The sequence below is a fragment of the Aquabacterium parvum genome, from assembly GCF_001447195.1.
Classification (GTDB): domain Bacteria; phylum Pseudomonadota; class Gammaproteobacteria; order Burkholderiales; family Burkholderiaceae_C; genus Aquabacterium; species Aquabacterium parvum.
Genome location: NZ_LFRI01000386.1, coordinates 286258 through 308844, shown reverse-complemented (window position 1 = coordinate 308844; position 22587 = coordinate 286258). Strand labels below are relative to the sequence as shown.

Genomic DNA, 22587 nt, shown 5'->3' with positions numbered 1-22587 from the left:
GCGGACTCAGGACACCGCCGTGACGTCGCCCCTGGCTTGGGGGCGCAAAGGCAAGCTGCGCAGTCGCTCGCCGGTCAGGGCAAACAGCGCGTTGGCCAGGGCAGGCGCCAGCGGCGGGACGCCCGGCTCGCCCACGCCACCGGGTGGGTGAGCGCTGGGCATCAGGTGCACATCGACCCGCGGCATGCGCGCCATGGGCAGCAGTGGCTGGTCAGGGAAGCTGCTTTGTTGCACCCGCCCTTGCGCCACGGTGATTTCGCCATGCGAAGCCGCCGTCAGCGCGAACGCGACACTGCCTTGCATCTGCGCCACCACCGTGTCGGGGTGCACCACCACGCCGCAATCGATGACGCAGGTGACGCGGTGCACGCGCACCTCGCCGCCCTCGAGCGAGGCCTCGACCACCTGCGCGCAAATGGAGCCGAAGCTGCCTTGCAAGGCGATGCCCCGGGCGCGCCCGGCGGGCAAAGGCGTGCCCCATCCCGAGCGACGCGCGACCTCGTCGAGCACCGCGCGGTGACGGGGTTGAGAGCCCAGACGCGCGCGCCGCCAGGCCAACGGGTCGGCGCCTTCGGCGTGCGCCAGTTCGTCGGCAAAACATTCGGTGAAAAAGGCGTTGTACGAGTGCCCCACGCTGCGCCAGAAGCCCACGGGCACGGGCGACTCCAGCTGCAGCTGCTGCACCTTCATGTGCTCGATGGCATAGGGCACATCAAAGGCACCTTCGATCTGACTCTTGTCTGGCAGCTTGCTCGACGCCCAGGGCAACAGGCGCACCGTGGCCATGTTGGTGGGCGGCTGGGCCGCGACCCGGTTGTGCCAGGCGATGACGCGCCCCTGCTCGTCGAGCGCAGCCCGGAAATCGGCCCAGGCCGCGGGTCGGTAGAAGTCGTGCTGGGTGTCTTCCTCGCGCGTCCATACCATCTTGACGGGCTTGCCTTGCGTCTGCATGGCCAGTTGCACCGCTTGCTCGACCATGTCGACCTCCAGGCGACGACCGAAGCCACCGCCCACCAGCGCCAGGTGCAGCGTGACCTGCTCGGTGTCGACACCGGCCACCTGGGCCGCCCGCCAGCGCGCCAGCGAAGCCACCTGGGTCGACACCCACAGCTCGACACGGCCCTCGTGCACGCGGGCCGTGCAGTTGATCGGCTCCAGTGCAGCGTGAGCCAGGTGCGGCGCGTGATACCGCGCTTCGAGCACGCGAGGTCCGGCGCCCTTTGCCGGAGTGCCATCCTGCGCTCGCCCTGCCCCGCTGTGTCGCGCCTGCTCGATGCGCCCTTCGGCATCACCACGCATGACATACGGCATGCCGAAACCATCGCGCAGCGCTTCGTCGGCCGCGCGAGCCAGGTCCTGCGAGGTGTAGGCGTCGTGGGGCGTGGCCGTCCACTGCACCTTGACCCTCTCGCGTGCTTGCTTGGCACGCCACCAGTTGTCGGCGATCACCGCCACCGCGTGCGGGATGCGGACCACCTGCAGGATGCCGCGCTGCTTGAGGGCCTCGCTGCCATCGAAGGACACGACATCGGCGCCGAAGACCGGCGCCTGGATCAAGGCGGCGTAGACCATGCCGGGCACGCGCACATCGACGCCGAACACGGCCGAGCCATTGACCTTGGCGGGGATGTCCTGGCGAGGCGCAGCGCGGCCGATCAGTCGGAACTGCTTGGGGTCCTTCAAGCGGACGCGCTCGGGCGGGGCGAGCACGGCGGCGTCTGCGGCCAGTTCGCCATAGCCCAGCTTGCGCTGACCATCGGGGTGGATGACGCGGCCCGCCTCGGTGCGACAAGTGCTGGCGTCGACCTGCCAGCGCTTGGCAGCGACCTGCACGAGCATGGCGCGTGCGGTGGCACCGGCCACGCGCAGTGGGCCCCAGGCGTCGCGGATGCTGCTGGAGCCGCCGGTGGCCTGCAGCGACAGCACGCTGCCCAGGCGCTCGAGCGCGGCCGACCCGGCGCGCACCATCCAGCCTTCTTCTTCGACACCGAAGGGCAAGGCGTTGAGCATCATGGCCTGGTTGGCGTAGATGCGGTCGACCGGGGCGGGCTCGGAACGCACGTCGTCCCAGTCGGCATCGAGCTCTTCGGCCAGCAGCAGGGGCAAAGCGGTGAACACGCCCTGCCCCATCTCGGCGCGCGGCACGGCCACCGTCACGGTGCCATCGGTGGCGATGCGCACCCAGCCATTGAGGGCGACGTGGCCTTCGCGCACGGGCAGCACATCGGGGCTGCCCAGGCGGTCTTCGGGCGTGGGGGCACTGCAGCCGACCAGCAGGCCGCCGCCCAGCGCGGCACCCGCGAGCAGGAAGCGGCGGCGGCTGGCGTCAACACGCGGCTTCATGCGATCTCCGTCTTCGGCGGAGCGGGCGTCTCGGCCGCCGTGTGGATGGCGGCACGAACGCGCACGTAGGTGCCGCAGCGGCACAGGTTGGTCATGGCCGCGTCGATGTCGACATCGCTCGGGTGCGGGTTCTGGCGCAGCAGCGAGGCTGCGGCCATCAGCATGCCGCTTTGGCAGTAGCCACATTGCGGCACCTGGTGCTGGACCCAGGCCGCCTGCAGGCGCTCCAGCACCGCATCGCCTTCGGCCTCGATGGTCTGCACCGACTGGCCGGCCACCGCCACCACCGGTATCACGCACGAGCGGATGGCCGCGCCCTGCAGGTGCACCGTGCAAGCGCCACAGGCGCCCACCCCGCAGCCGAACTTCGTGCCGGTGTGGCCGAGTTCATCGCGCAGCACCCACAGCAGGGGCATGTCGGGTTCGACGTCGGCCTGCACGGGGCGGCCATTGAGCTGGAACTGAATCATGGTGGACAGCGTACACTTTGCACAACGCATCCGTCAACCCGGGTACATTCGCCCGCATGTCCTACCCCCGCAAGCTCAGCCAAGAAGCCATCCTGGAGGTGGCCCTGGGCGTGCTCGAGCGCGAGGGCTCGCAGGCCCTGTCGATGCGCGCCGTGGCCGCCGAGTTGCAGGTGGCACCCAACGCGCTGTACCGTTACTACCCCGGTAAAGCCGAGCTGGTGGCGGCGCTGGCCGAGGCCGGCAGCAGCATCTTGCTGGCCGCCTTGCGCCAAGCCAGCGAAGGCCAGCCCCCGCTGCTCGCGCTGCGCGCACTGGCCCGCGCCTACCTGGACTTCGCCCGCTCGCGGCCCGCGCTCTACCAGGTCAAGATGGCCGAGGTGCGCTGCGGCGAACACACCTCGCCCAGCCACGACGCCATCTGGGCCTTCGTGCTGGAGCTGTCTGGCGCCCTGCCCTTGGCCCACGATCCACAAGACGTCGGCATGGCCCTGTGGGCGGGGCTGCATGGGCTGGTCGAACTCGATCGGCTCAACCTGCTCGATGGCCGCGACCCAGGCCACACCCTGGACGTCATGCTGGACCTGACGGTGGCCGGGCTGGTTGCCGGCCTGCTGCCCTCAAGCACTCAGCCCTGAGCCTGCTCCACGTTGAACGGAGGCAGCCCCAACAGGCACCACAGAGGCAACCACGAAGCGGGGGCCTCCCAGTGCGTCAACGGCAATGTCGTGCTCACGTGCATGAGGCGGGCTTGCTGCGACTCCTCGAAGGGCTCGAGGGTGTGGGCCAGTTGGTGCAAGAGCACCCTGCCATCGGCCTCGGAGGCATCGCCCTGCCTGGCAGCCAGGCGGGCCAGCATCACTTCGACCGGGGCTTCGCACTGCACCCAGGCCCAGGGCACCTGCAGGCGCTCGGCCAGCTCCTGCACACGCTGGCGCTGATCGGCGCGCAGGAAGGTGGCGTCCAGCACCACGCGCTGCCCGGCCCTCAACAGTCCCTCGGCCCGGTCGAACAGGGTGTCGTAGACCTCGTCTCGTGCATGCGGGGCGTAATCGGCGGGCTCGCCAGGCCGAGCCAGGCGGTGGCGTTCGACATCGGAGCGCAAGCGGATCGCGCCCAGCCAGGCCAGCAGGCGCTGCGAGATCGCCGACTTGCCACTGCCCGAGACCCCCTGCATGGCGACCAGCACCGGCTGGCGCGGCGCCAGCAGGCGCAGCGCCCCGGACAGGTAACGCTCGGCCCAGGCATCGGCCTGCGGATCGCCCTTGAGCCGCTCCACCTTGAAGCGCACCAGCGCGCGCCAGGCCATGGCCGACGCCAGCAGCGGGATGCCCGCGTGGTCACCCGTGGCATCGAGGTAGCGCGACAAGGCACGCCAGGCCAGTTGCGGCTGCCCGCGCACCAGCAGGTCCATCATCAGGAAGGCCAGGTCGTTCATCACGTCCAGCGTGCGCAGGGGCTCGCAGAAGTCGATGGCATCGAACACCGTGACGCGGCCTTCGAACACGCAGACGTTGCCCAGGTGCAGGTCACCATGGCACTCGCGCACGAAGCCGTCGGTGCGACGCTGGCGCAGCAAGGCGTCGAGCGCCTGCTCGCGCTGCGCGATGTCGTGCAGCACGCTGTCCACGCGGCCCCATTGTTCGGGGCTGGCGCACACCGAGCGCCAGGTCTCCGCAGACTCGTGGGTGGCGCGGCGCAAATCATCGGGCAAGCCACCGTGCGTGACGTGGCGGGCCTGCGCGTGCATGGCCACGACCTGGTCGATGAGTTGGTCGATGCAACCTTCGGCCACACCCGCATCCAGGCCCTGACCGGGCAACAACAGGTGATCGAGCGTGGCCGCCGGGTCGAAGCGACGCATGTGCACGGCGTGGTCCACAGCTTGGCGATCGTCGGGCAGCACCCACTGCCCCGTGGCATCGATGCCGCGCACCCCGAGGTACAGCGAAGGCGCTGTGCGTCGGTTGAGGCGCACCTCGTTTTCGCAAGCCTGGCGACGCGCCTCGCGACCCCGCTGGTCCACAAAACCCAGGTCCACCGCCTTCTTGACCTTGAAAGCCTCGGTGGGCGTGACCAGCACCCAGCTCAGGTGCGTCTCGATGCGCGCCACGCCATGGCCATGCGCCTGCTCCAGCAGCCGCTCATGCAGGCGGTCAACGAGTCGACGCTGGGCGTCCGGCACGGTCACGCTCACGGCTGGGACACCTCCACCGCATCGCGGTCGGCGCGATCGGCGCGGGGCACAGGCAGGCCGGGACGCCAGCCAGGCGGCATCACGACGTAGCCCATCGCCTCGCGCAGGCTGCGCGCCGAGGCCAGGTCACGCAGCAGGTCGAGCCAGCCGGTGAACCACACCTTCAACGGGTTGTTGCTCAGGATGGGCTTGACCAGGCCGTAGCGCAGTTTGACGTCGTCTCGCTCGGGCACGTAGGTGCCGAACAGGCGGTCGAAGATCAGCAGCACGCCGCCGTAATTGGCGTCGATGTACTGCGGGTTGCAAGCGTGGTGCACCCGGTGTGCAGAAGGCGTGTTGAGGATGCCCTCCAGCCAGCCCAGCCTGGGCAACCAGGTGGCGTGGATCCAGAACTGATACAGCAGGTTCACCGTCAGCGCCAGGCCCACCAGCTTGGCGTCAAAGCCCAGCCACACCAGCGGCACGAAGAACACGAAAGTGCCCGTGACCTTGCCGAAGATGCCGATGCGAACGGCCGCCGCCAGGTTGAGCTGGTTGGGCGAGTGGTGAATGGAGTGGTTGACCCAGAACCATCGCATGCGGTGCGAGGCGCGGTGGAACCAGTAGTAGCAAAACTCCAGCCCGAAAAAGAGCAGCAGGAAGGCCTGCCAGCCATCGAGCTGCAGGTCGGCCAGGCGGTGCTCGCGCGCCCAGTTGGTCACCGGGGTGGACAAGGCAAAAGGCACGTAAAGGTTGACCAGCAGGCGCGTGACCAGGTCGAGCACCGACATGCCGGGGCGCCCCAGTCGTAGGCCTCGCCGGCCCCGGTGCGGGCGCGTCGGGACAGCCACCAGCCTTCCAGCACGGTGATGAGGGCGACGAGGGGGACGACCCCGAAGAGGAGGAATCGATCGAAAGCGGTCATGTGGGTTCGGCCGAGGGTGACGGGGCCCCGCACAGCAGCCCGCGAACGGCGCAGTGTGTCACAGCGCTTGCCACCATCTGGGAACAGGCCTCAGGCAGGCGCGTAGCCCGCTTGCACGGCCAGGCCGACCGTGTCCTGCACGAACCGGCGGATGAGCGCGTGATCCGGTTGCGGCAGCATGTCCATGGGCGAGCCAAAGGCACCGGTGGGCTCGGCGATCAACGCACGTGGTCCGGCGACAGCGCCTGCAGCCGCCACCAGTCGATGCCGGGCACCGCAGACCGGGCAATGCAGGTGCTCGCCGATGCGGTGCTCGCGCCTTTGCACCATGGTCGGGCCACAGGTGGCGCAGTGCTGAAGCGGCATGCCTTCGTCGCTGTGCCCGATGATGCCCTGCAGGGCGCCTTCACGGGCCAGGGCCAGGAAATGCCGGCCCAGGAAGTCATCGAACTGGCGACCGAGTTGCACCTCGATGGCCGACAGGGCCTCGTCCACGCTCATGGCGTCGCGCCAGGCTCGGCGGGTGGTCATGGCGTCGAACGCGTCACACAGGCCCACGATGCGCGCCCCGGTGGGGATGGTCGGACCGCTCAGCCCGCGGGGGTAGCCCTGGCCATCGGGGGTTTCGTGGTGCAGCAACACGATGTCGTGCACCAAGGGGCCATAGGGGTGACCGGCCAGCAGGCGCGCGCCCATTTCGGGATGGGTGCGCATGACGGCGTGATCGGCTTCGCTCAGGGGTTCGCGCTGGCGCAACAGGGCGTCCGGCACAGCAAGCTTGCCCAGGTCGTGCACGAAAGCGGCCAGCGCCACCTGCGCGCGCTCCTGGGGCGCCATGCCGGCGCGGTCGGCCAGCAACTCGGTGTAGCGGGCCACGCGCCAGAGGTGGCCGCCTGTCCAGGGGTCACGGGCTTCGACGGCCCAGGCCCAGGCCAGCAGGCTGCCAACGATGGCCTCGCGCTGCGTTTCCGGGCGCATGGCCCACGCCGCCGGATCCCGACGGGTGAAAAACGCCATCATGCCCATGAACCCTCCTTGTGCACAAAAAAGCCGCGACAGGCTGGTGAACCCACAGCCTACGCCCGTGACGGGCTATCGACAAGCGCGATGTGAAACTTGAGCCGGGTCAGGGGCTCAACAAGGGGTCCAAGCCGGCGCAATTCAATAGTGCGGCGGGAGCTCGTCCCGCAGGCTGCGAAAGCCAGGCTGTGCCGAATCGGCCTGGTCACGCAACTGCAGCAGCTCGCGCACCAGCAAGTCGATCTGCTGTTGCTGGCGCACGATGGTGCGGTTGAGTTCTTCCACCAGGTCTTCGGTGAAGGCGGCCTTGATCTCCAGCTCGGTCAGGCGTTGATCGACCTGCTCGTTCAGCGAGGGGATGGAGGCGGCAGAGGGCATGTCAGGGGCTCGGGGCATGACCCGATTGGACCCCAAAACCCGGGCTCGCAAGCGACCGGCGACAACGCCCCAGGCGACCCAAACACCACGCAGCAGCAAGCAAATACCCAGGGCGCCAACAACGTCACTCGGCATCTGCACGCGTCATGTTGTGAGGTTTTGTGAACCAAGGCGCCCATGTCATTGACGGCATTTCGCATCGCAATAAGATCAGGCTCATCTGACTAACCGAGGCGTCACATTGAAGACGTTTTCCTGCCCCCACTGCCAGCAAACGGTCTTCTTCGAGAACAACCGTTGCGAAAACTGCGGACAAGCCATCGGCTACAGCCCGCAAACAGGCGAGATGCAGCTCGTCGGTTCAGGGTGGCGGGCATGCACCCACGCGGCCACCGAGCTGGCGGGCCTGGCGGCGTGCAACTGGCTGCAGCCCGAGGGCGCCGACCAGGGCTTGTGCCTGAGCTGTCAGCACACGGCCGTGGTCCCTGACCTGGGAGACCCCGAGCAACTTCGGCTCTGGATGAAGCTTGAAGCGGCCAAGCGGCGGCTGTTCCACACGCTGCTGAGCTGGGGCCTGCCCCTTGACGAGCCCGGCACCCCGGGTGCCCTGACCTTCGAGTTCAAAGCCGACATGGCCGGTGAGCAGCCGGTGATGACAGGGCACCTGCACGGCCGCATCACGCTCAACCTCGCCGAGGCCGATGACGCCGTGCGCGAAGCGGTGCGAGCGCAAATGGGCGAGCCCTACCGCACGCTCACCGGGCACCTGCGTCACGAGGTCGGACACCATTACTGGGATCGGCTGGTGGCCAACGGCCCGCACCTGGCGGGTTTTCGCGCCCTGTTTGGCGACGAGCGAAGCGACTATGGCCAGAGCCTGGCCAGGCACCACGAACAGGGCCCGCCTGCCGGTTGGACAGCACATTGGGTGAGCGCCTACGCATCGGCCCACCCCTGGGAGGATTGGGCCGAGACCTGGGCGCACTGGCTGCACATCGTCGATGCCATGGACACGGCGGCGCATTGGGGTCTGGCCCTCGGCCAGGGCAGCGGCTCGGCTTACGGCCACGCCACGCCCTCCCCTCCCACGCCTGCCATGTCCCTGGCCTCGCGCGTACCCGCCGGTTTGCCCGATGATCCGCAGGCCTTCCGCCAGGTCCTCATCGACGCCTGGCTGCCGCTGTCGCAATGCCTCAACAGCCTGGGTCGCAGCCTGGGACATGGCGACGCCTACCCCTTTGTGCTGAGCGAGACCGTGCTGGACAAGCTGTGTTTTGTCCATGGCGTGGCTGCACGGTCCACACCCCACCAGCCTTGAGCCCATGTGCTCGCAACCAGGAAGTCACGACATGCCAAACCACACCGCTCGACGCCTCCTGCCAGGTCGCACCCTGGCGGGGGCCCTCGCCATCGTCTGCCTGCTCGCCAACCAGGCCCACGCCGACTCGATCGGCGAGGTCGACACCGTCTTCAAGCTGATCGGCCCGGACCACAAGATCGTGGTGGACGCGCACGACGACCCCAAGGTGCAGGGCGTGACCTGCTACGTCTCGCGAGCCAAGACCGGGGGCGTCAAAGGCGCGCTCGGCCTGGCCGAAGACCGCTCCGAGGCGTCCATCGCCTGCCGCCAGACGGGACCGATCAGCGTCAAAGGCAAGCTGCCCCGGCAAGAAGAGGTCTTCACCGAGCGCACCTCGCTGGTCTTCAAGCGCCTGCGCATCGTGCGCATGCTCGACCCCGAGCGCCAGACCCTGGTCTACCTGAGCTACTCCGACCGCCTCATCGAAGGCTCGCCGGACAACAGCATCTCGGTGGTGCCGGCGCCGGGCGTGCCCATGCCCAAAGACTGAACCGCTGCGGGGCCCACCCCGCAAACAGTAACAATTTGCCCCGGATGGGGGGACGAGGCTGGGGCCCCTGCCCGCTTAAAGTCGCGCCTGCACGGGCAACGCACCCGCGCGCCACACGAATCACCCAGAGAGCACCCGACCCCATGTCCCGGCCCTTCATCGTCATCGGCGACCGCACCGACCACGGCGGCGTCGTCATCGGCTCCTCGCAAACCACCGACACCCACGGCAAGCGCATCGCCCGCGTCGGCGACCAGGTCACGTGCCCGAAAAAGGGCCATGGCGGCACCACCGTCATCGTCTCGGGTGACCCGACGATGATCATCGACGGCCAGCCGGCTGCACGCCATGGCGACAAGTGCGCGTGTGGGGCGACGTTGATCTCAGGGCAGGCCGTCAGCTCGACGGTCTGATCACACGCTGCGCGCAGCGCTCAACCCTGGAGCCACTTCATCAACGCAGGCAACACCAGGGCGGTGAGCAGCCCGTTGAGCCCCATCGACAGGGCAGCGAAAGCGCCGCAGGCCTCGCTGAGCTGGATGGCCCGCGAGGTGCCGATGGCGTGTGCGCAGGTGCCCAGGGCGGTGCCCAGGGCCGCATCGTCACCCGGCCGCAGGCGCGCAAACAGCCACGGCCCGACCACGGCGCCCAACAGGCCGGTGACCAACACGATGGTCGCCGCGATGGCCGGGTTGGAACCAATCTCGTGCGCCAGCACGGTGGCCAGCGCGGTGGTGACCGACTTGGTGCTCAAGGCCAGCAGCAGACCCTGGCTGCCGCCCAAAGCCCAGGCCACCAGCACGGCCGAACCCGTGGCCACGACGCTGCCCACCAGCAGCGCCGCCAGCGTGCTGCGCCAGCGCGCCTTGAGTTGAGTGAGTTCGCCGTACAGCGGGATGGCCAGCGCCACGATGGCCGGCCCCAGCATCCAGTGCAGAAAGCGCGTGCCCTCGAAGTAAGTGGCGTAGGGCATGCCGATGGCCTTGAGCGCCACGATGACGATGGCCACGGCCAGGATCAGCGGGTGAAAAAAGGGCGACTGCCCGGCGCGGCGGTGCAGCCAGGTGCCCGCCGCGTAAGCCGACAGCGTCAGGCCCAGGGGGAAAATCGGGTGGGCGAGGACGGCATGGGTGGCCTGGGCCGCCAGGGCGGGAGCCAGCATGGGCTCACTCATGAGCGCCCCCTCGATCACCTTGCTGCATTGAATCCGCTGCACCGACCGGTGCTTCGGCCCCATCGAATCGGCTGAACCAGCGCACGGCCAGCCCGGTGGCCGCCATGCCCAGCACGATGCTCACGCACAGCGCGGCGGTCAGGGGCCAGGCGTCGGCACGCAAAGCATCGAACTGCGCCATGATGCCCACGCTCACCGGCACCAAAAACAGCGGCACCAGCATCAGCAGCGTGTGCCCGGCGCGCTTGACCTCGGGCATCTGCCCTTTGCGCGCCAGCAACGCGGCCAGAACAAGCACCATGCCGACCACGGCAGATGGCACGGGCAGGCCGGTCACCGTGACCACGGCCTCGCCGACCAGCTGGCCGGCCACCAGCAGCACCAGGCCCTGGATCATGATGGGAAAGCGAAAGAGGACTTCATCGGGACTGGATTGTCGCCGACGACGTCCCCTTGAGGTGAACAGCGGGGGGCACCCTGTCCACCCCGCCCTGCGATCAAGCTTGCGAGCGCCCCACCGAAGCAGCGGGCTCAACCGTGTGTTCAGCGTGGTGGCCGCCGCTCTGGGCCAACGCAACCGATGCCACCGCCCCCGCCAGGCTGCCACCGCTGAGTTCCCGGTCCAGGGCCTCGCGGTCAAGTTGGCCTTCCCAGCGGGCGACGACGATGGTGGCCACGCTGTTGCCGATGAAGTTCGTCAGCGCGCGGGCTTCGGACATGAACCGGTCCACGCCCAGGATCAGGGCCAGGCCGGCCACCGGCACCTCGGGCACCACGGCCAGCGTGGCAGCCAGGGTGATGAAGCCGGCACCCGTCACACCCGAGGCCCCCTTGGAGGTCAGCATGGCAACGGCCAAGAGCGAGAGCTGCTGCATCAGCGTGAGCTCGATGTTCAAGGCCTGGGCCACGAACAACGCCGCCATGGTCAGGTAGATGTTGGTGCCGTCCAGGTTGAAGGAATAGCCCGATGGCACGACCAGGCCCACCACCGGCTTGGCGCACCCGAGGCGCTCGAGCTTGTGCATCAGCGGCACCAGCGCCGACTCGGATGACGAGGTGCCCAGCACGGTCAGCAGCTCTTCCTTGAGGTAGGCGATCAGCTTGAAGATGTTGAAGCCGGTGAGCGCCGCGATGGTGCCCAGCACGCCGACCACGAACAGCAGGCAGCACAGGTAGAAGCTGGCCATCAGGAACATCAGCGGCTTGAGCGAATCGACACCGTACTTGCCCAGCGTGAAGGCCATGGCGCCACCCGCGCCAATCGGGGCGAGCTTCATGATCACGTTCATCATCGCGAAGAAGATGTGCGAGCACTCTTCGATGAAGGTGTGCACCGCCTTGCTGCGACCGCCCATGCGCTGCATGGCATAGCCGAACAGCAGCGCCAAGAGCAGCACCTGCAGCAGGTCACCCGAGCCGGTGAAGGCGTCGGTGAAGGTCTTGGGGATGATGTGCAGGATGAAGTCCACCGTGCTCTGTTCACCGGCCTTCTTGGCGAAAGCGGCCACGGCCTTGCCGTCAAGCGTGTGCGGGTCGGCATTGAAGCCGGCACCCGGCTTGAGCACATTGGCCACCAGCAGGCCGATGCCCAGCGCCAGGGTCGAGACCACCTCGAAGTAGGTGAAGGCCTTGACGCCCACGCGGCCGACCTGTTTCATGTCGCTGCCATTGGCGATGCCCAGCACCACGGTGCAGAAGATGATCGGTGCGATCAGCATCTTGACCAGCGAGATGAAGCCATCGCCCAGCGGCTTGAGCTGCACGCCGAGCTGCGGGTTGACGATGCCGATGCAGGCGCCAGCGACGATGGCGAGCACGACCCAGAAGTAGAGGCTGGAGGCGATGCGTTTCATGTTGGGAGGCCGGAAAACATGAAACGAAGGTTATCGAGCGCAGGTCAGAAATAAACTGTGGGACGCCACATGGCCCTGACCGCGAGCCCCCCGATCTGCGTGCCCTCCGTCAATGCCGCTTCAGCTCGTCGGGCACCAGGTACACAAACGCCTTCGGGTCGAAGACGATCTTCCAGCTCTTTTCAGGCAGGGGCTGCCCATCGAGCATGCCGCTTTGGCGAACATGCAAGGGAGTGAAGGCCCCTCCCTCGCGGATCGGGTCGGTGCGGTAGGTCCAGGTGGCTGCATCGCAGCGGGCAGGCGGCTCGGCGTCGGGCACCGTCTCGGCGTCTTCCGGCTCTTCTTGCGGCTCTTCTTGCGACGAGGCGGCACCGCTGGCCGAAGAGGCCGCCGACGCAGCCTCCTCGGCAGCCTCTTCGGCCTCCATGACTTCCTTCTCCATGCGGGCTTGCCACTTCGCGTAGCGCTCATCCGCCTGCGCGCAGCTCACGCTGGGCTTGGTCGTCGCGGCAGCACGAAAGCGCGCCAGCTCGACGATGGCGGCATCGCGCGGGGCCAGCACCACGTTGGTGACGTTCACGGTGATGTCGGGGGCTTCCTGCTCGCTCTGCTGCTTGAGGACCCAGCCCCACACCACGTCGCTCAAAGCTTCGAAGCGCACGCGCTCCGGCGTGAGCGGCACACCCCAGTCAGAGCGCTCGGACAACGCCACCTGCTCCAGCTCACCGGTCTGGGCATTGCGTGTGACCTGGAAGACGCCATACAGGTGCCCTGGCTGCCCATCCAGCGGCGTGCCACTGGCCACGAAGTAAAGGCCATCACCCGGCCGTTTGTCCTGCAACTGGACCTGGTGCACCACGCGCACCACGTAGCTGCGCTTGTCGTTGCCCACGTACAGCCAGCCCTTTTGCTCTTCGTCGTAGCGACCGTAGGTCGCGCCCATGATCGATTCGATGGTTTCGGCCTCGGGGATCGGGGCTTGCCGCTCGCGCCAGCTGTCGAACGCGAACCAGCCAATGAGCACGAAGAACAGCAAGCCCACAACGGCGAATGCTCGCACCACGTGCTTGCGAACAGGAGAAACGACGGTCTTGGCAGGCTCTTGCATGGCGACACCGAGCAGGGACGCCGCATCGAGGCGCCTCACCCGAGGCGCCTGAACTTCCCTGCTTGCTTGTTGATTTGTGAGGCGCGCATTGTCCTTCACCGCTGCTGCGGGCTTCGAGCCGATACATCTGGTGACACCAGAGTCGGGGAGCGTGCTGCGCGGTGGGGCCTTGCGCGCGGCTGCGCACCGCTTGTGCGCCCTATAGTGCCGGTCCGCTCTGCAAGGCTTCCCATGTCCGTCTCGCGCATTCCCTGGCTCTCCCTGACCTGCTACCTGATGGCGCTGGGCATCGCTGTGATGGTGCCCTGGCAGCCCGAGCTGAGCCAAAGCTGGTGGCGGGGCTGGCACGCGGCTGTGCCCCTGATCGCAGCAGGTGCGGCATGGCTGGGTGGCGTGTCCGCCGACCCCGACCGTGCCCCCGAACGCCGCATGCAGGTCATCGGCGCGCTGGTGCTGCTGCTGACCGTCTGGCTGGCGCCGATCGCGGCCGATCGCTGGCAAGCCAGTGCCCCGATCGTGCAGGAGGCATGCTGGTGGCTGAGCAGCTTGAGCCAGTCGATGCAGTCGAGCACGGTGGCGCTGCCACTGTCGGTCATCGCAAGCCTGAGCCTTTTCACGCTGGCCAATCACCCGGTCATGCCGCGCCCCGCGAGCTGGCTGGCCTGGCTGGGCAGCGCCTCCTTCGCGCTGGCCTTGTTGCACCAGGTGGGCGCCCTGGTGGTCGCGAACAGCTTCGACGCCCCGGTGTGGGTGTTCGCCATCGGCTTCGTGGCGCTGCCGTTTCAGATGCGCGAGAACGCGATCTACGTCGCTGGCCCGCTCTGGCTGGTCTGTGTCAGCGCGCTGACCCACCTCGGGCTGAACACGGTCATGCCCGAGGTCGCGCCGCTGGGCTGGTGGCTGCTGGGCTCGCTGGCCATCGGCCTGCCCGTTTGGTTCGTGTGGCTGCAACGCCTGGATGCGATCGCCCGCTTCGACCGACAGCAAGAAGCCACGCGCGAACTCAAGGCCCACGAAGACGAGCTGGCCTCAGAAGAGGCTCAAGCGGCCGCAGCGGCCTTGGCCGACATCCTGGGCGCAGCGGAAGACGCCACCGAGCCCGAACCGCACGAGACCCCTCTCGCCCGCAAGCGCCGCTTGCGCCGAGAAGCCCGCGCCCGTCAACACGCCCTGGAGGCGCACCTGGACAGCCCCGAGGCCCAGGAAGGCGCCGACAAGTACACCCGCGAGTGAGCCCGTGCACGCGCCGGTCCCGTCCTCGACCTCGGCTGACTGGCAGGCCCTGACCTTGCCGCGCCGGCTGCCTGGCTTGAGCGCTCACGGGCAGGCCATGCTGCGGCGGCTTCGCGAGCACCCAGCGGCCCCTTGCTTCCGAGACATGAGCGGTCACCGACTCGGCGCCAGCCTGCGTTGGCAGGCCCTTTGCCGACAGCCGTGGCTGCTGCATGCCCCGGTGTCCAGCGGCACGCCCCCTGCCTGGGTCTGGCCCTGGCTGCTGGCCAACCGGCACAACGTGGCCGACTGGCCCGATTGGCGCACCCTGTCACGCGGCTGGCACCAGGTCCGCACCACCTGCCGCGCCGACCTGTCGAGCCACCTGATCCGACATGTCTCGCGTCGGCATGTGCAGCGGCCCGGCGCCGACTCGCCCCTGCTGTGTTTCAGCACCAGCGGCACCACCGGCCACCCTTTGCGGGTGCCGTCGAGCCCGCTGGCTGCGGCCGCCTACGCCGTCCTGCACGAGCGGGCGCTGCGTCTGCACGGTGTTCGCACGCAGGCCGGTCGCGGCGACGTCGGCATCGTGCTGGTCGGGTTTCAGCAACGCTGTTTCACCTATGTGTCGGTCAACCCCATGCGGGGCGAATGCGGCCTGGCGAAGGTGAACCTCCACCCCGGTGAATGGCGCCAACCCGCCGACCGAGCCGCCTACCTCGATGCCATGGCCCCCGAGCTCATCTCGGGCGACCCGGTCTCGCTCAGCGAGTTGGCGACCCTGGCGCTGCGGCATCGCCCCCGAGCGATGCTGTCGACGTCGATGGCGATGAGCGAGGGCCTGCGGTCCCGCCTGTCCGCGCACTTCGGCTGCCCCGTCGTCGACCTGTACTCCATGAACGAAGCCGGGCCCATCGCGGCACACGTGCCCGAGGTCGATGCCTTCGTGTTGCTGCAACCTGGCCTGCACTTGGAGGTGCTCGACGACGAAGGCCGACCGGTGCCAACAGGCGAGCGCGGCGAGGTCACGCTCACCGGCGGCATCAACCCCTGCCTGCCGCTGCTGCGCTACCGAACCGGCGACCACGCGCGGCTGGTGTGGACGCCCCTGGGCCCGGCCCTGCGCGACCTGCAGGGTCGCCCACCGGTCAGCTTTCAGCATGCCGACGGGAGCTGGGTCAACAACGTGGAGTTGAGCCAGCGCCTGCGCCACCTCGACCTGCAGCGCCACGCCCTGCACCAGCACAGCGACCGATCGCTGGTGCTGAGACTGCAAAGCGGTGCCCCCGACATCGCCGCGGTGCACGCCACCATCCGGCAGATCCTGTGGGAGCTGCTGGGCGAGCTGCCTTTGCGCATCGAAGCCCTCGAGGCTGATGACAAAGTCCGCCAGTACACCAGCGACCTGAAGCCGCCCCATGTCCTGGCCTGACTCGCTCGCCCTGCTGGAATGGTCGGCCACGCTGACGACCGCGCTGTGCGTGGTGCTGGCCGCCAGGCGGCACATCGCCACCTGGCCCGTGGGCATCGTGGGCAGCGCCTTGTACATGCGGCTGTTCCACGACACCCAGCTCTACGCTGACGCCACGCTGCAGCTATTTTTCATCGGCACGGGTCTTTGGGGCTGGCGAGCCTGGCTCAGGCAGGCGCATGCCAGCGCCGCGCACGCCCCGCACGCCACACCTCGGCTGGACCTGAGTCATTGGCTGATGCTGCTGGTGCTGGGCCTGGGCGTGACGATCGCCTACGGTGCGCTGCTGGCGCACTGGACCCAGGCCTACGCGCCCTTCTGGGACTCGGCCGTGCTGGCCACCAGCGTGATCGCGCAATGGCTGCTCATGCAGGGCCGGCGCGAAACATGGCCCTGCTGGATCCTGGTCAACACCCTCTCGGTGCCGCTCTACCTGAGCCGAGGGCTGCACATCACCGCCGTGTTCTACGCCTTGCTGTGGCTCAACGCCTGGCATGGCTGGTGGGTGTGGCGCAGGCCAAGCTCATGAACACCTCGGCAAGCCACCGACTGGGCCTCGTGGTCGGCAAGTTCTCGCCCCTGCACCTGGGCCATGAGCACGTCATCGGCCGGGCGCAGCAGGCCTGCGAGCAGGTGCTCGTGCTCGGCTACAGCCAACCCAGCTTCCCGGGTTGCGAACGCGCGCGCCGCGAGGCCTGGGTGCAGCGGCGCTTTCCGGGCGTCATCAACCTCCAGATCGATGACGACTGGGTGCGAGCGCGCTGCGCCGAGCGCGGACTGCCCTGGCGCCCCATGCCCGACAACCTCGCCAGCGACGAGGCCCAACAGGACTGGTTGGCCTGGCTGCTCGACGGCCCCATCGGCCTGCGCCCTGACGCCATGTTCGCCAGCGAGCCCTACCTCGGGCCCACGTGCGAACGGCTGGCACGCACCTGGGCTCAGCCCGTCACGCCGGTGAGCGTCGACCCCCATCGGGCGCGCCACCCCATCAGCGCGCGCACATTGCGCCAGGACGTCCACGCCCACCGCACATGGCTGCACGCCGACGTCTACCGCGACTTCGTGCAGCGCGTGGTCCTGCTGGGTGGCGAGTCCAGCGGCAAGACCACCCTGGCCGAGGCGCTGGCCCACGCCGAAGGCACGGTGTGGGTGCCAGAGCACGGTCGCGATCGTTGGCTGGCCTGCGGTGGCCAACTCACGCTGCAAGACCTCGTTGACATCGCCCATACCCAGGTCGCACACGAAGAAGCTCGGCTGTCCCAGGCACACCGCTGGCTGGTGTGCGACACCTCACCGTTGACAACATGGGGCTATGCGGGCTGGATGTTCCAGCAGCAGCCGCCCGAGCTGACCCAGGCGGCCATGCGCCGCTACGACCTGATCGTGCTGTGCGAGCCCGACTTCGGCTTCGTGCAGGACGGCACGCGACGCGGTGCCGACTTCCAGCGCGAGCAACACGCCTGGTACGAAGCGCAACTGCTCGAACGAAGCGAGCCCGTGCTGCGGGTGGGCGGACCCCTGGCTCAGCGGGTGGCACAGGTTCAGGCTGCCCTGGCAGAACTGAGCCAGCGTGGTGTTCAGCCCGGCGACCCGGCAGAGCCGCCAGACCCGCCAGACCCGCCAGAACCGTCCTGATCCGGTGGGTCATCGGGGCGCATCAGCCGATCTCGGTGCGCCGAGAGGATGTCGTCGAGCGCGCGGTCGTTGCGCTCGAAAGCCCGGCATCGCCTGCAGGCCAAGCGGTGCTGCCCGGCCTGCAGGCGCGTGAGCCAACCCGAATCGTCCAGCTCTCCTGATGCCACCAGGTCCGTGAAACGGCGACAACTGATCATCGCTCGCCCCCGTCGAACCAGTTCTGCGTCAGGCACACCTGCAGCTGCTTGCGCGCACGGCTCATGCACTGCCAGTAGTCGGTCTTGCTCATGCCCAGCGTGGCGCAGATTTCATCGGCCTCGCACTCGAGCAGCTCTTTCATGCTGAAAACACGCGCCGGCTTGCTGGGCAACTTGTGCACGCAGGCGTCGACCACCGCGAAGAACTGGTCCGACGCCAGCATGCCTTCGGGGGACTGCCACAGCGAGGGCTCGACCCCAGGGTGCCAGTGCCCCTTGTCGTCGAACAGGGCCTCGTCCAGGTCGCTCGACACCAACTCGCTGACGGGCTGCTCACGCCGATAACGCTGGCGCAGCCGATCGGTGATCTTGTGCTTGAGGATGCCGAACAGGTAGCTGCGAGGATCGAGCACCGGGGGCGCATCGGCCGAAGCCGCCAGCGCAGCAGCCAGGGCCTCCTGCACGGCGTCCTCGGCGTCTTCCTTGGGCTGGATGTGGAGTTGTGCGAAGCGCAGCATGGGCGTGCGCCACCGACGGGCCCAATCAGCCACGTTGTCGGCCACGTTGTCCGCCACATGGGCGGCCACGGGATCGCTGCGACGCTGGGAGGGGGGCTGTGCCATGCGCGGATTCAACCACGAACTGCCGCACCAGGCTTCTTGATCGGGCCCCACAATCGCCCCCCATGCCACCCTCACTGCCCTTCATCGCGCTCGGACTTGCCGGTCTGGCCTGGTGGTTTCAAGCACCCAGGCCCGATGCGCTGGGCCACCTTGCGCCGAGCCCGGCTCTGCCAAGTTGGTGGGGCCGCATCGGCCTGCCCACCTGGGCGCTGTGCTGGGTGGCTGCCGCGATCCTGGGCGGGTGCAGCGGTTTGCTGGATGCCTTGGGCGTGACCGCCGTGGCCGCCTGCATCGGCCTGTCCTGCTGGGGGGCGCACACCGCGATGCACGGGCCTGAGGGCGCTGCGCCGCGCTGGATGCCCTGGGCCGTTGGGGCCTTCGCGCTGGCCCTGGCGCTGCACGCCGTGCCAGGCTTTCACAACCCGCTGGTGCTCGACGGCGTCCGATGGCGGCCGGGTGATCCGGCCTTTGCACTGACGGCATCCTTCGACAAAGCCAATGCGGGATTGATGCTGCTGGTGACGGTGGTACCGCGTGGGCGACCGCTGGTTTGGCGTGGGGGCCCCTCGCTCACCACCTTGTCGATCGCCAGCCTGACCCCGGCTCTGACGCTGGGACTGGGCTGGGCCTGGGGCCTGACCGAGCCAGCGTGGCGCTGGCCCCGCGTGCCCGGCCATGCCATGGCGCTGCCACTTTTCCTGCTCCTCAACCTGCTGGTCACCTGCCTGGCCGAAGAGGCATTTTTCAGGGGGCTGCTGCAGGCCGCCTTGATGAAACGGTTGTCGCCGAGCGGCTGGGGTGGCCGCTGGTGCGCCGTGGCACTGCCCGCCACGCTGTTTGGCCTGGTCCACCTGGCGGGCGGGCCGAAGATGGCCGCCCTGGCCACGATCGTCGGCCTGGGCAGCGGCTGGGTTTTCGCTCGCACCGGCCGCATCGAAGCCGCGGTGTTGACCCATTTCAGCGTCAACGCGGTGCACCTGCTGGCCTTCAGCTACCCCGCTGGCCCGGGCTGAGCCCCACCACGCCTGCGGCTCGGTACACTGTCGCCCTTCGCGCAGGCGCCCTCGGGCGCCGCCTTGCCCTCACCACGCCCTGCCCGGCGCCGAACACCATGAGCCAGACCGAACGCCCCGAACTGCCCGACCGCCTCTCGATCGACCCGCGCAGCCCGCACCACGTCGCTGCCGTGTTCCAGCATGACATCGGCATCCGCTTCAACGACAAGGAGCGCAACGACGTCGAGGAATACTGCGTCAGCGAAGGCTGGGTCAAGGTGCCCGCTGGCAAGACGCTGGACCGCAAGGGCCGCCCCATGTGCATCAAGCTCAAGGGCAAGGTCGAAGCCTTCTACCGCTGATGCACCTTCAGCGTGCCTGGCTGCCTCACACCCGGGGCAGCACGGCCGCAAAAGCACCGCAATGGTGCAAAACGCCTGTTCATGAACCTGCTCCGCCTGCCAAAACAGACCGGCACGGCCCTTGCATGAGCTGACGCATCCGACCCGGTGGTGAAGTCGCCCCGGTCATGCACGACTCCCGCTGACGACGGCGGACTCAGTCGGCACCTGCGCTTTGCGCCGGTCCCCACCTGCACGTCCTCGTCTTCTCTGGAGCAATCATGAAAATCGTCGTTGTTGGCCACGGCATGGTCGGCCACAAATTCCTGGAAAGCCTCGCCGAATCCGGCTTGACTGGCGCCCAGGTGACCGTGCTCTGCGAAGAGCCCCGCCCCGCCTACGACCGCGTCCACCTGTCGGCCTACTTCTCGGGCACGACGGCAGAAGAACTCTCCGTGGTCGAGCCCGGCTTCTTCGAGCGCACCGGCTTCGACCTGCGCCTGGCCGCCCGCGCCGCCAAGATCGAGCGCCGCACCAACACCGTCACCACCGTCGACGGCGAAGAAATCGTCTACGACAAACTCGTGCTGGCCACCGGCTCGAACCCGTTCGTGCCGCCCATCCCCGGCCGCGACCGCGAACACTGCTTCGTCTACCGCACCATCGAAGACCTCGACCAGATGAAGGCCTCGGGCGCCAAGTCCAAGTCCGGCGTCGTGGTCGGTGGTGGCCTGCTCGGCCTGGAATGCGCCAAGGCCCTGCGCGACATGGGCCTGGACACCCACGTCGTCGAGTTCGCCCCGCGCCTGATGGCCGTGCAGGTCGATGACGGCGGTGGCCGCATCCTGCGCAAGAAGATCGAAGAACTGGGCGTGCACGTGCACACCAGCCACAGCACCGTCAAGATCGTCGACGGCGCCGAGCACCGCCACCGCATGGTCTTCGAAGACGGCAGCCACCTCGACACCGACATGATCGTGTTCTCGGCCGGCATCCGCCCGCGCGACGAACTCGGCCGCCAGAGCGTGCTGGCCATCGGCGCGCGCGGTGGCGTCGCCATCGACGACCACTGCCGCACCAGCGACCACCACATCTACGCCGTGGGTGAATGCGCCGCCTGGCACGACCAGACCTTCGGCCTCGTGGCCCCCGGCTACGACATGGCCCGCGTGGCCGCCAAGCACATCGCGGGCGACGCGCAAGCCGCCTTCACCGGCGCCGACATGAGCACCAAGCTCAAGCTGATGGGCGTGGACGTGGCCTCCATCGGCGACGCTCAAGGCCGCACCCCAGGCTGCCGCTCGTTCCAGTACGTGGACGAGGTCAAGCAGGTCTACAAGAAGATCGTCGTCAGCGCCGATGGCACCAAGCTGCTGGGCGCCGTGCTGGTCGGCAACGCCGATGAATACGGCACCCTGCTGCAGATGGCGCTCAACGGCATCGCCCTGCCCGCCGACCCCGAGTTCCTGATCCTGCCTTCGAGCGACGGCAAGGCCAAGCCCGGCCTGGGCGTCGAAGCCCTGCCCGACAGCGCCCAGATCTGCTCGTGCAACAGCGTCACCAAGGGTCAGATCTGTGCCGCCGTTTGCGACGGCGCCACCGACATCGCCAAGCTCAAGGCCTGCACCAAGGCCGGTGCCACCTGCGGTGGCTGCGTTCCGCTCGTCACCCAGGTGATGAAGTTCGAGATGAAGAAGCAGGGGATGGAGGTCAACAACCACCTCTGCGAGCACTTCGCCTACTCGCGCCAGGAGCTGTATCACCTCATCCGCGTCGGCCAGATCAAGACCTTCGACGAGCTGCTGGCCAAGCATGGCAAGGGCCTGGGCTGCGACGTCTGCAAGCCCACCGCCGCCAGCGTGCTCGCATCGGTCTGGAACGACTTCGTGCTCAAGCCCGAGCTGGCCAAGCTGCAAGACAGCAACGACTACTTTCTGGGCAACATCCAGAAGGACGGCACCTACTCGGTCGTGCCTCGCATGCCCGGTGGCGAGGTCACGCCCGATGGCCTGATCGCCGTCGGCCAGGTCGCCAAGAAGTACGGCCTGTACACCAAGGTGACCGGTGGCGCGCGCGTGGACATGTTCGGCGCCCGCCTGGAGCAGCTGCCCCTGATCTGGGAAGAGCTGATCGCCGCCGGCTTCGAGTCGGGCCACGCGTACGGCAAGTCGCTGCGCACGGTGAAGTCCTGCGTGGGCTCGACCTGGTGCCGCTACGGTGTGGATGATTCGGTCGGCCTGGCGGTGGAACTGGAAAACCGCTACAAGGGCCTGCGTGCGCCGCACAAAATCAAGTTCGGTGTCTCCGGCTGCACGCGTGAATGCGCCGAAGCCCAAGGCAAGGACGTGGGCGTGATCGCCACCGAAAAGGGCTGGAACCTCTACGTGTGCGGCAACGGCGGCATGAAGCCCCGCCACGCCGAGCTGATCGCCTCCGACCTGACCAAGCCGCAGCTGATCGCCATGATCGACCGCTTCCTGATGTTCTACGTCAAGACGGCCGACCGCCTGCAGCGCACCAGCACCTGGCGCGACAACCTCGAAGGCGGCCTGGACTACCTCAAGTCCGTGCTGATCGACGACTCGCTGGGCCTGGGCGCCGAGCTCGAAGCGCAGATGCAGCACGTGGTGAGCACCTACCAGTGCGAATGGAAGACGGCGGTGACCAACCCCGAGGTGCGCAAGCGCTTCCGCTCCTTCGTCAACAGCGAAGCCAAGGACGAGCGCATCGTCTTCGTCAAGGAACGCGGTCAGATCCGGCCGGCGCGCCCTGAAGAACGCGACGCCGCCACGACCGAGACCGCCTGAGCCGAGGCCAGA

The 22587-nt window shown here is 68.1% G+C and carries 22 protein-coding genes; 11 read left to right on the top strand and 11 right to left on the bottom strand.

Features of this window, described 5'->3' with window-relative positions; translation table 11 throughout:
- Positions 1-6 precede the first annotated feature (6 nt).
- Entirely contained in the window at positions 7-2343 is a 2337-nt protein-coding gene (locus tag ABG80_RS15530) for a xanthine dehydrogenase family protein molybdopterin-binding subunit (protein ID WP_058088516.1), read from the bottom strand.
- Positions 2340-2813: a (2Fe-2S)-binding protein gene (locus ABG80_RS15525; protein ID WP_058088515.1), complete on the bottom strand. Its 474-nt coding sequence runs from the start codon at positions 2811-2813 to the stop codon at positions 2340-2342. Before ABG80_RS15525 ends, ABG80_RS15530 begins: the two co-directional genes overlap by 4 nt.
- A gap of 56 nt (positions 2814-2869) precedes the next feature.
- On the opposite strand from ABG80_RS15525, the gene ABG80_RS15520 reads away from it, so the two are divergent.
- Positions 2870-3448, top strand: a complete 579-nt coding sequence (locus tag ABG80_RS15520) for a TetR/AcrR family transcriptional regulator (RefSeq protein WP_058088514.1) — start codon at positions 2870-2872, stop codon at positions 3446-3448.
- Here ABG80_RS15520 and ABG80_RS15515 read toward each other — a convergent pair.
- The 4 genes from ABG80_RS15515 to ABG80_RS15500 all read right to left on the bottom strand — a co-directional run bounded on the left by ABG80_RS15515 (position 3439) and on the right by ABG80_RS15500 (position 7327).
- A complete protein-coding gene (locus tag ABG80_RS15515) occupies positions 3439-5007 on the bottom strand; it encodes a bifunctional aminoglycoside phosphotransferase/ATP-binding protein (protein WP_058088513.1) in 1569 nt (522 codons plus the stop codon). The two genes, ABG80_RS15520 and ABG80_RS15515, sit on opposite strands and share 10 nt — an antisense overlap.
- Positions 5004-5777 (bottom strand): sterol desaturase family protein, encoded by a 774-nt coding sequence (locus ABG80_RS15510; protein WP_152987652.1) that lies wholly within the window; start codon positions 5775-5777, stop codon positions 5004-5006. The genes ABG80_RS15515 and ABG80_RS15510 overlap by 4 nt, the downstream gene beginning before the upstream one ends.
- Before the next feature lie 224 nt (positions 5778-6001).
- On the bottom strand, positions 6002-6928 hold the full coding sequence (locus ABG80_RS15505) for an HD-GYP domain-containing protein (protein WP_235513883.1): 927 nt from the start codon (positions 6926-6928) through the stop codon (positions 6002-6004).
- Between the two features lie 144 nt (positions 6929-7072).
- Positions 7073-7327, bottom strand: coding sequence for a SlyX family protein (locus ABG80_RS15500; RefSeq protein WP_235513882.1), 255 nt, complete (start codon positions 7325-7327; stop codon positions 7073-7075).
- Positions 7328-7550: 223 nt separating this feature from the next.
- On the opposite strand from ABG80_RS15500, the gene ABG80_RS15495 reads away from it, so the two are divergent.
- The 3 genes from ABG80_RS15495 to ABG80_RS15485 all read left to right on the top strand — a co-directional run bounded on the left by ABG80_RS15495 (position 7551) and on the right by ABG80_RS15485 (position 9572).
- Positions 7551-8627, top strand: coding sequence for a zinc-binding metallopeptidase family protein (locus ABG80_RS15495; protein WP_058088510.1), 1077 nt, complete (start codon positions 7551-7553; stop codon positions 8625-8627).
- Positions 8628-8658: 31 nt separating this feature from the next.
- Positions 8659-9159, top strand: coding sequence for a CreA family protein (locus ABG80_RS15490; protein ID WP_058088509.1), 501 nt, complete (start codon positions 8659-8661; stop codon positions 9157-9159).
- Between the two features lie 143 nt (positions 9160-9302).
- Positions 9303-9572, top strand: coding sequence for a PAAR domain-containing protein (locus tag ABG80_RS15485; RefSeq protein WP_058088508.1), 270 nt, complete (start codon positions 9303-9305; stop codon positions 9570-9572).
- 20 nt (positions 9573-9592) lie between these two features.
- On the opposite strand, the gene ABG80_RS15480 is transcribed toward ABG80_RS15485, so the two are convergent.
- The 4 genes from ABG80_RS15480 to ABG80_RS15465 all read right to left on the bottom strand — a co-directional run bounded on the left by ABG80_RS15480 (position 9593) and on the right by ABG80_RS15465 (position 13294).
- Positions 9593-10321: an LrgB family protein gene (locus ABG80_RS15480; RefSeq protein ID WP_058088660.1), complete on the bottom strand. Its 729-nt coding sequence runs from the start codon at positions 10319-10321 to the stop codon at positions 9593-9595.
- Positions 10322-10325: 4 nt separating this feature from the next.
- Positions 10326-10730 carry a CidA/LrgA family protein gene (locus ABG80_RS15475; protein ID WP_058088507.1) on the bottom strand — a complete coding sequence of 135 codons (405 nt, stop codon included), beginning with the start codon at positions 10728-10730 and terminating at the stop codon, positions 10326-10328.
- A 100-nt stretch (positions 10731-10830) separates the two neighbouring features.
- Positions 10831-12177, bottom strand: coding sequence for a dicarboxylate/amino acid:cation symporter (locus ABG80_RS15470; RefSeq protein WP_407638764.1), 1347 nt, complete (start codon positions 12175-12177; stop codon positions 10831-10833).
- 118 nt (positions 12178-12295) lie between these two features.
- Positions 12296-13294: a hypothetical protein gene (locus ABG80_RS15465; RefSeq protein ID WP_152987651.1), complete on the bottom strand. Its 999-nt coding sequence runs from the start codon at positions 13292-13294 to the stop codon at positions 12296-12298.
- Between the two features lie 231 nt (positions 13295-13525).
- Here ABG80_RS15465 and ABG80_RS15460 point away from each other — a divergent pair, with 231 nt between their 5' ends.
- The 4 genes from ABG80_RS15460 to ABG80_RS15445 are packed head-to-tail and all read left to right on the top strand — an operon-like array spanning position 13526 to position 17612.
- On the top strand, positions 13526-14527 hold the full coding sequence (locus ABG80_RS15460) for a hypothetical protein (RefSeq protein ID WP_058088505.1): 1002 nt from the start codon (positions 13526-13528) through the stop codon (positions 14525-14527).
- Between the two features lie 4 nt (positions 14528-14531).
- The gene (locus ABG80_RS15455; protein ID WP_200964328.1) at positions 14532-15938 is read left to right on the top strand and encodes an AMP-binding protein; all 1407 of its coding nucleotides are present in this window, start codon (positions 14532-14534) and stop codon (positions 15936-15938) included.
- Positions 15925-16506, top strand: coding sequence for a nicotinamide riboside transporter PnuC (gene pnuC, locus ABG80_RS15450; RefSeq protein ID WP_058088504.1), 582 nt, complete (start codon positions 15925-15927; stop codon positions 16504-16506). The genes ABG80_RS15455 and pnuC overlap by 14 nt, the downstream gene beginning before the upstream one ends.
- Complete coding sequence (locus ABG80_RS15445) at positions 16503-17612, top strand: AAA family ATPase (RefSeq protein WP_152987650.1); 1110 nt, start codon at positions 16503-16505, stop codon at positions 17610-17612. Before pnuC ends, ABG80_RS15445 begins: the two co-directional genes overlap by 4 nt.
- Positions 17613-17805: 193 nt before the next feature.
- On the opposite strand, the gene ABG80_RS15440 is transcribed toward ABG80_RS15445, so the two are convergent.
- On the bottom strand, positions 17806-18432 hold the full coding sequence (locus tag ABG80_RS15440; protein ID WP_083506152.1) for a sigma-70 family RNA polymerase sigma factor: 627 nt from the start codon (positions 18430-18432) through the stop codon (positions 17806-17808).
- Positions 18433-18494: 62 nt separating this feature from the next.
- Here ABG80_RS15440 and ABG80_RS15435 point away from each other — a divergent pair, with 62 nt between their 5' ends.
- From ABG80_RS15435 to nirB, 3 genes are all read left to right on the top strand, one after another.
- Positions 18495-19445 (top strand): CPBP family intramembrane glutamic endopeptidase, encoded by a 951-nt coding sequence (locus ABG80_RS15435; protein WP_058088502.1) that lies wholly within the window; start codon positions 18495-18497, stop codon positions 19443-19445.
- Between the two features lie 98 nt (positions 19446-19543).
- On the top strand, positions 19544-19789 hold the full coding sequence (locus ABG80_RS15430; protein WP_058088501.1) for a DUF3297 family protein: 246 nt from the start codon (positions 19544-19546) through the stop codon (positions 19787-19789).
- A gap of 260 nt (positions 19790-20049) precedes the next feature.
- Positions 20050-22575, top strand: a complete 2526-nt coding sequence (nirB, locus tag ABG80_RS15425) for a nitrite reductase large subunit NirB (RefSeq protein ID WP_058088500.1) — start codon at positions 20050-20052, stop codon at positions 22573-22575.
- Positions 22576-22587: the final 12 nt, after the last annotated feature.

Coding starts and splice junctions, on each gene's coding strand:
- ABG80_RS15520 (WP_058088514.1), top strand. CDS start 2,870: ATGTCCTACCCCCGCAAGCTCAGCCAAGAAGCCATCCTGGAGGTGGCC.
- ABG80_RS15460 (WP_058088505.1), top strand. CDS start 13,526: ATGTCCGTCTCGCGCATTCCCTGGCTCTCCCTGACCTGCTACCTGATG.
- ABG80_RS15465 (WP_152987651.1), bottom strand. CDS start 13,294: ATGCAAGAGCCTGCCAAGACCGTCGTTTCTCCTGTTCGCAAGCACGTG.
- ABG80_RS15510 (WP_152987652.1), bottom strand. CDS start 5,777: ATGTCGGTGCTCGACCTGGTCACGCGCCTGCTGGTCAACCTTTACGTG.
- pnuC (WP_058088504.1), top strand. CDS start 15,925: ATGTCCTGGCCTGACTCGCTCGCCCTGCTGGAATGGTCGGCCACGCTG.
- ABG80_RS15525 (WP_058088515.1), bottom strand. CDS start 2,813: ATGATTCAGTTCCAGCTCAATGGCCGCCCCGTGCAGGCCGACGTCGAA.
- ABG80_RS15505 (WP_235513883.1), bottom strand. CDS start 6,928: ATGGCGTTTTTCACCCGTCGGGATCCGGCGGCGTGGGCCATGCGCCCG.
- ABG80_RS15490 (WP_058088509.1), top strand. CDS start 8,659: ATGCCAAACCACACCGCTCGACGCCTCCTGCCAGGTCGCACCCTGGCG.
- ABG80_RS15475 (WP_058088507.1), bottom strand. CDS start 10,730: ATGATCCAGGGCCTGGTGCTGCTGGTGGCCGGCCAGCTGGTCGGCGAG.
- ABG80_RS15430 (WP_058088501.1), top strand. CDS start 19,544: ATGAGCCAGACCGAACGCCCCGAACTGCCCGACCGCCTCTCGATCGAC.
- ABG80_RS15485 (WP_058088508.1), top strand. CDS start 9,303: ATGTCCCGGCCCTTCATCGTCATCGGCGACCGCACCGACCACGGCGGC.
- nirB (WP_058088500.1), top strand. CDS start 20,050: ATGAAAATCGTCGTTGTTGGCCACGGCATGGTCGGCCACAAATTCCTG.
- ABG80_RS15440 (WP_083506152.1), bottom strand. CDS start 18,432: ATGGCACAGCCCCCCTCCCAGCGTCGCAGCGATCCCGTGGCCGCCCAT.
- ABG80_RS15445 (WP_152987650.1), top strand. CDS start 16,503: ATGAACACCTCGGCAAGCCACCGACTGGGCCTCGTGGTCGGCAAGTTC.
- ABG80_RS15435 (WP_058088502.1), top strand. CDS start 18,495: ATGCCACCCTCACTGCCCTTCATCGCGCTCGGACTTGCCGGTCTGGCC.
- ABG80_RS15500 (WP_235513882.1), bottom strand. CDS start 7,327: ATGCCCCGAGCCCCTGACATGCCCTCTGCCGCCTCCATCCCCTCGCTG.
- ABG80_RS15480 (WP_058088660.1), bottom strand. CDS start 10,321: ATGCTGGCTCCCGCCCTGGCGGCCCAGGCCACCCATGCCGTCCTCGCC.
- ABG80_RS15530 (WP_058088516.1), bottom strand. CDS start 2,343: ATGAAGCCGCGTGTTGACGCCAGCCGCCGCCGCTTCCTGCTCGCGGGT.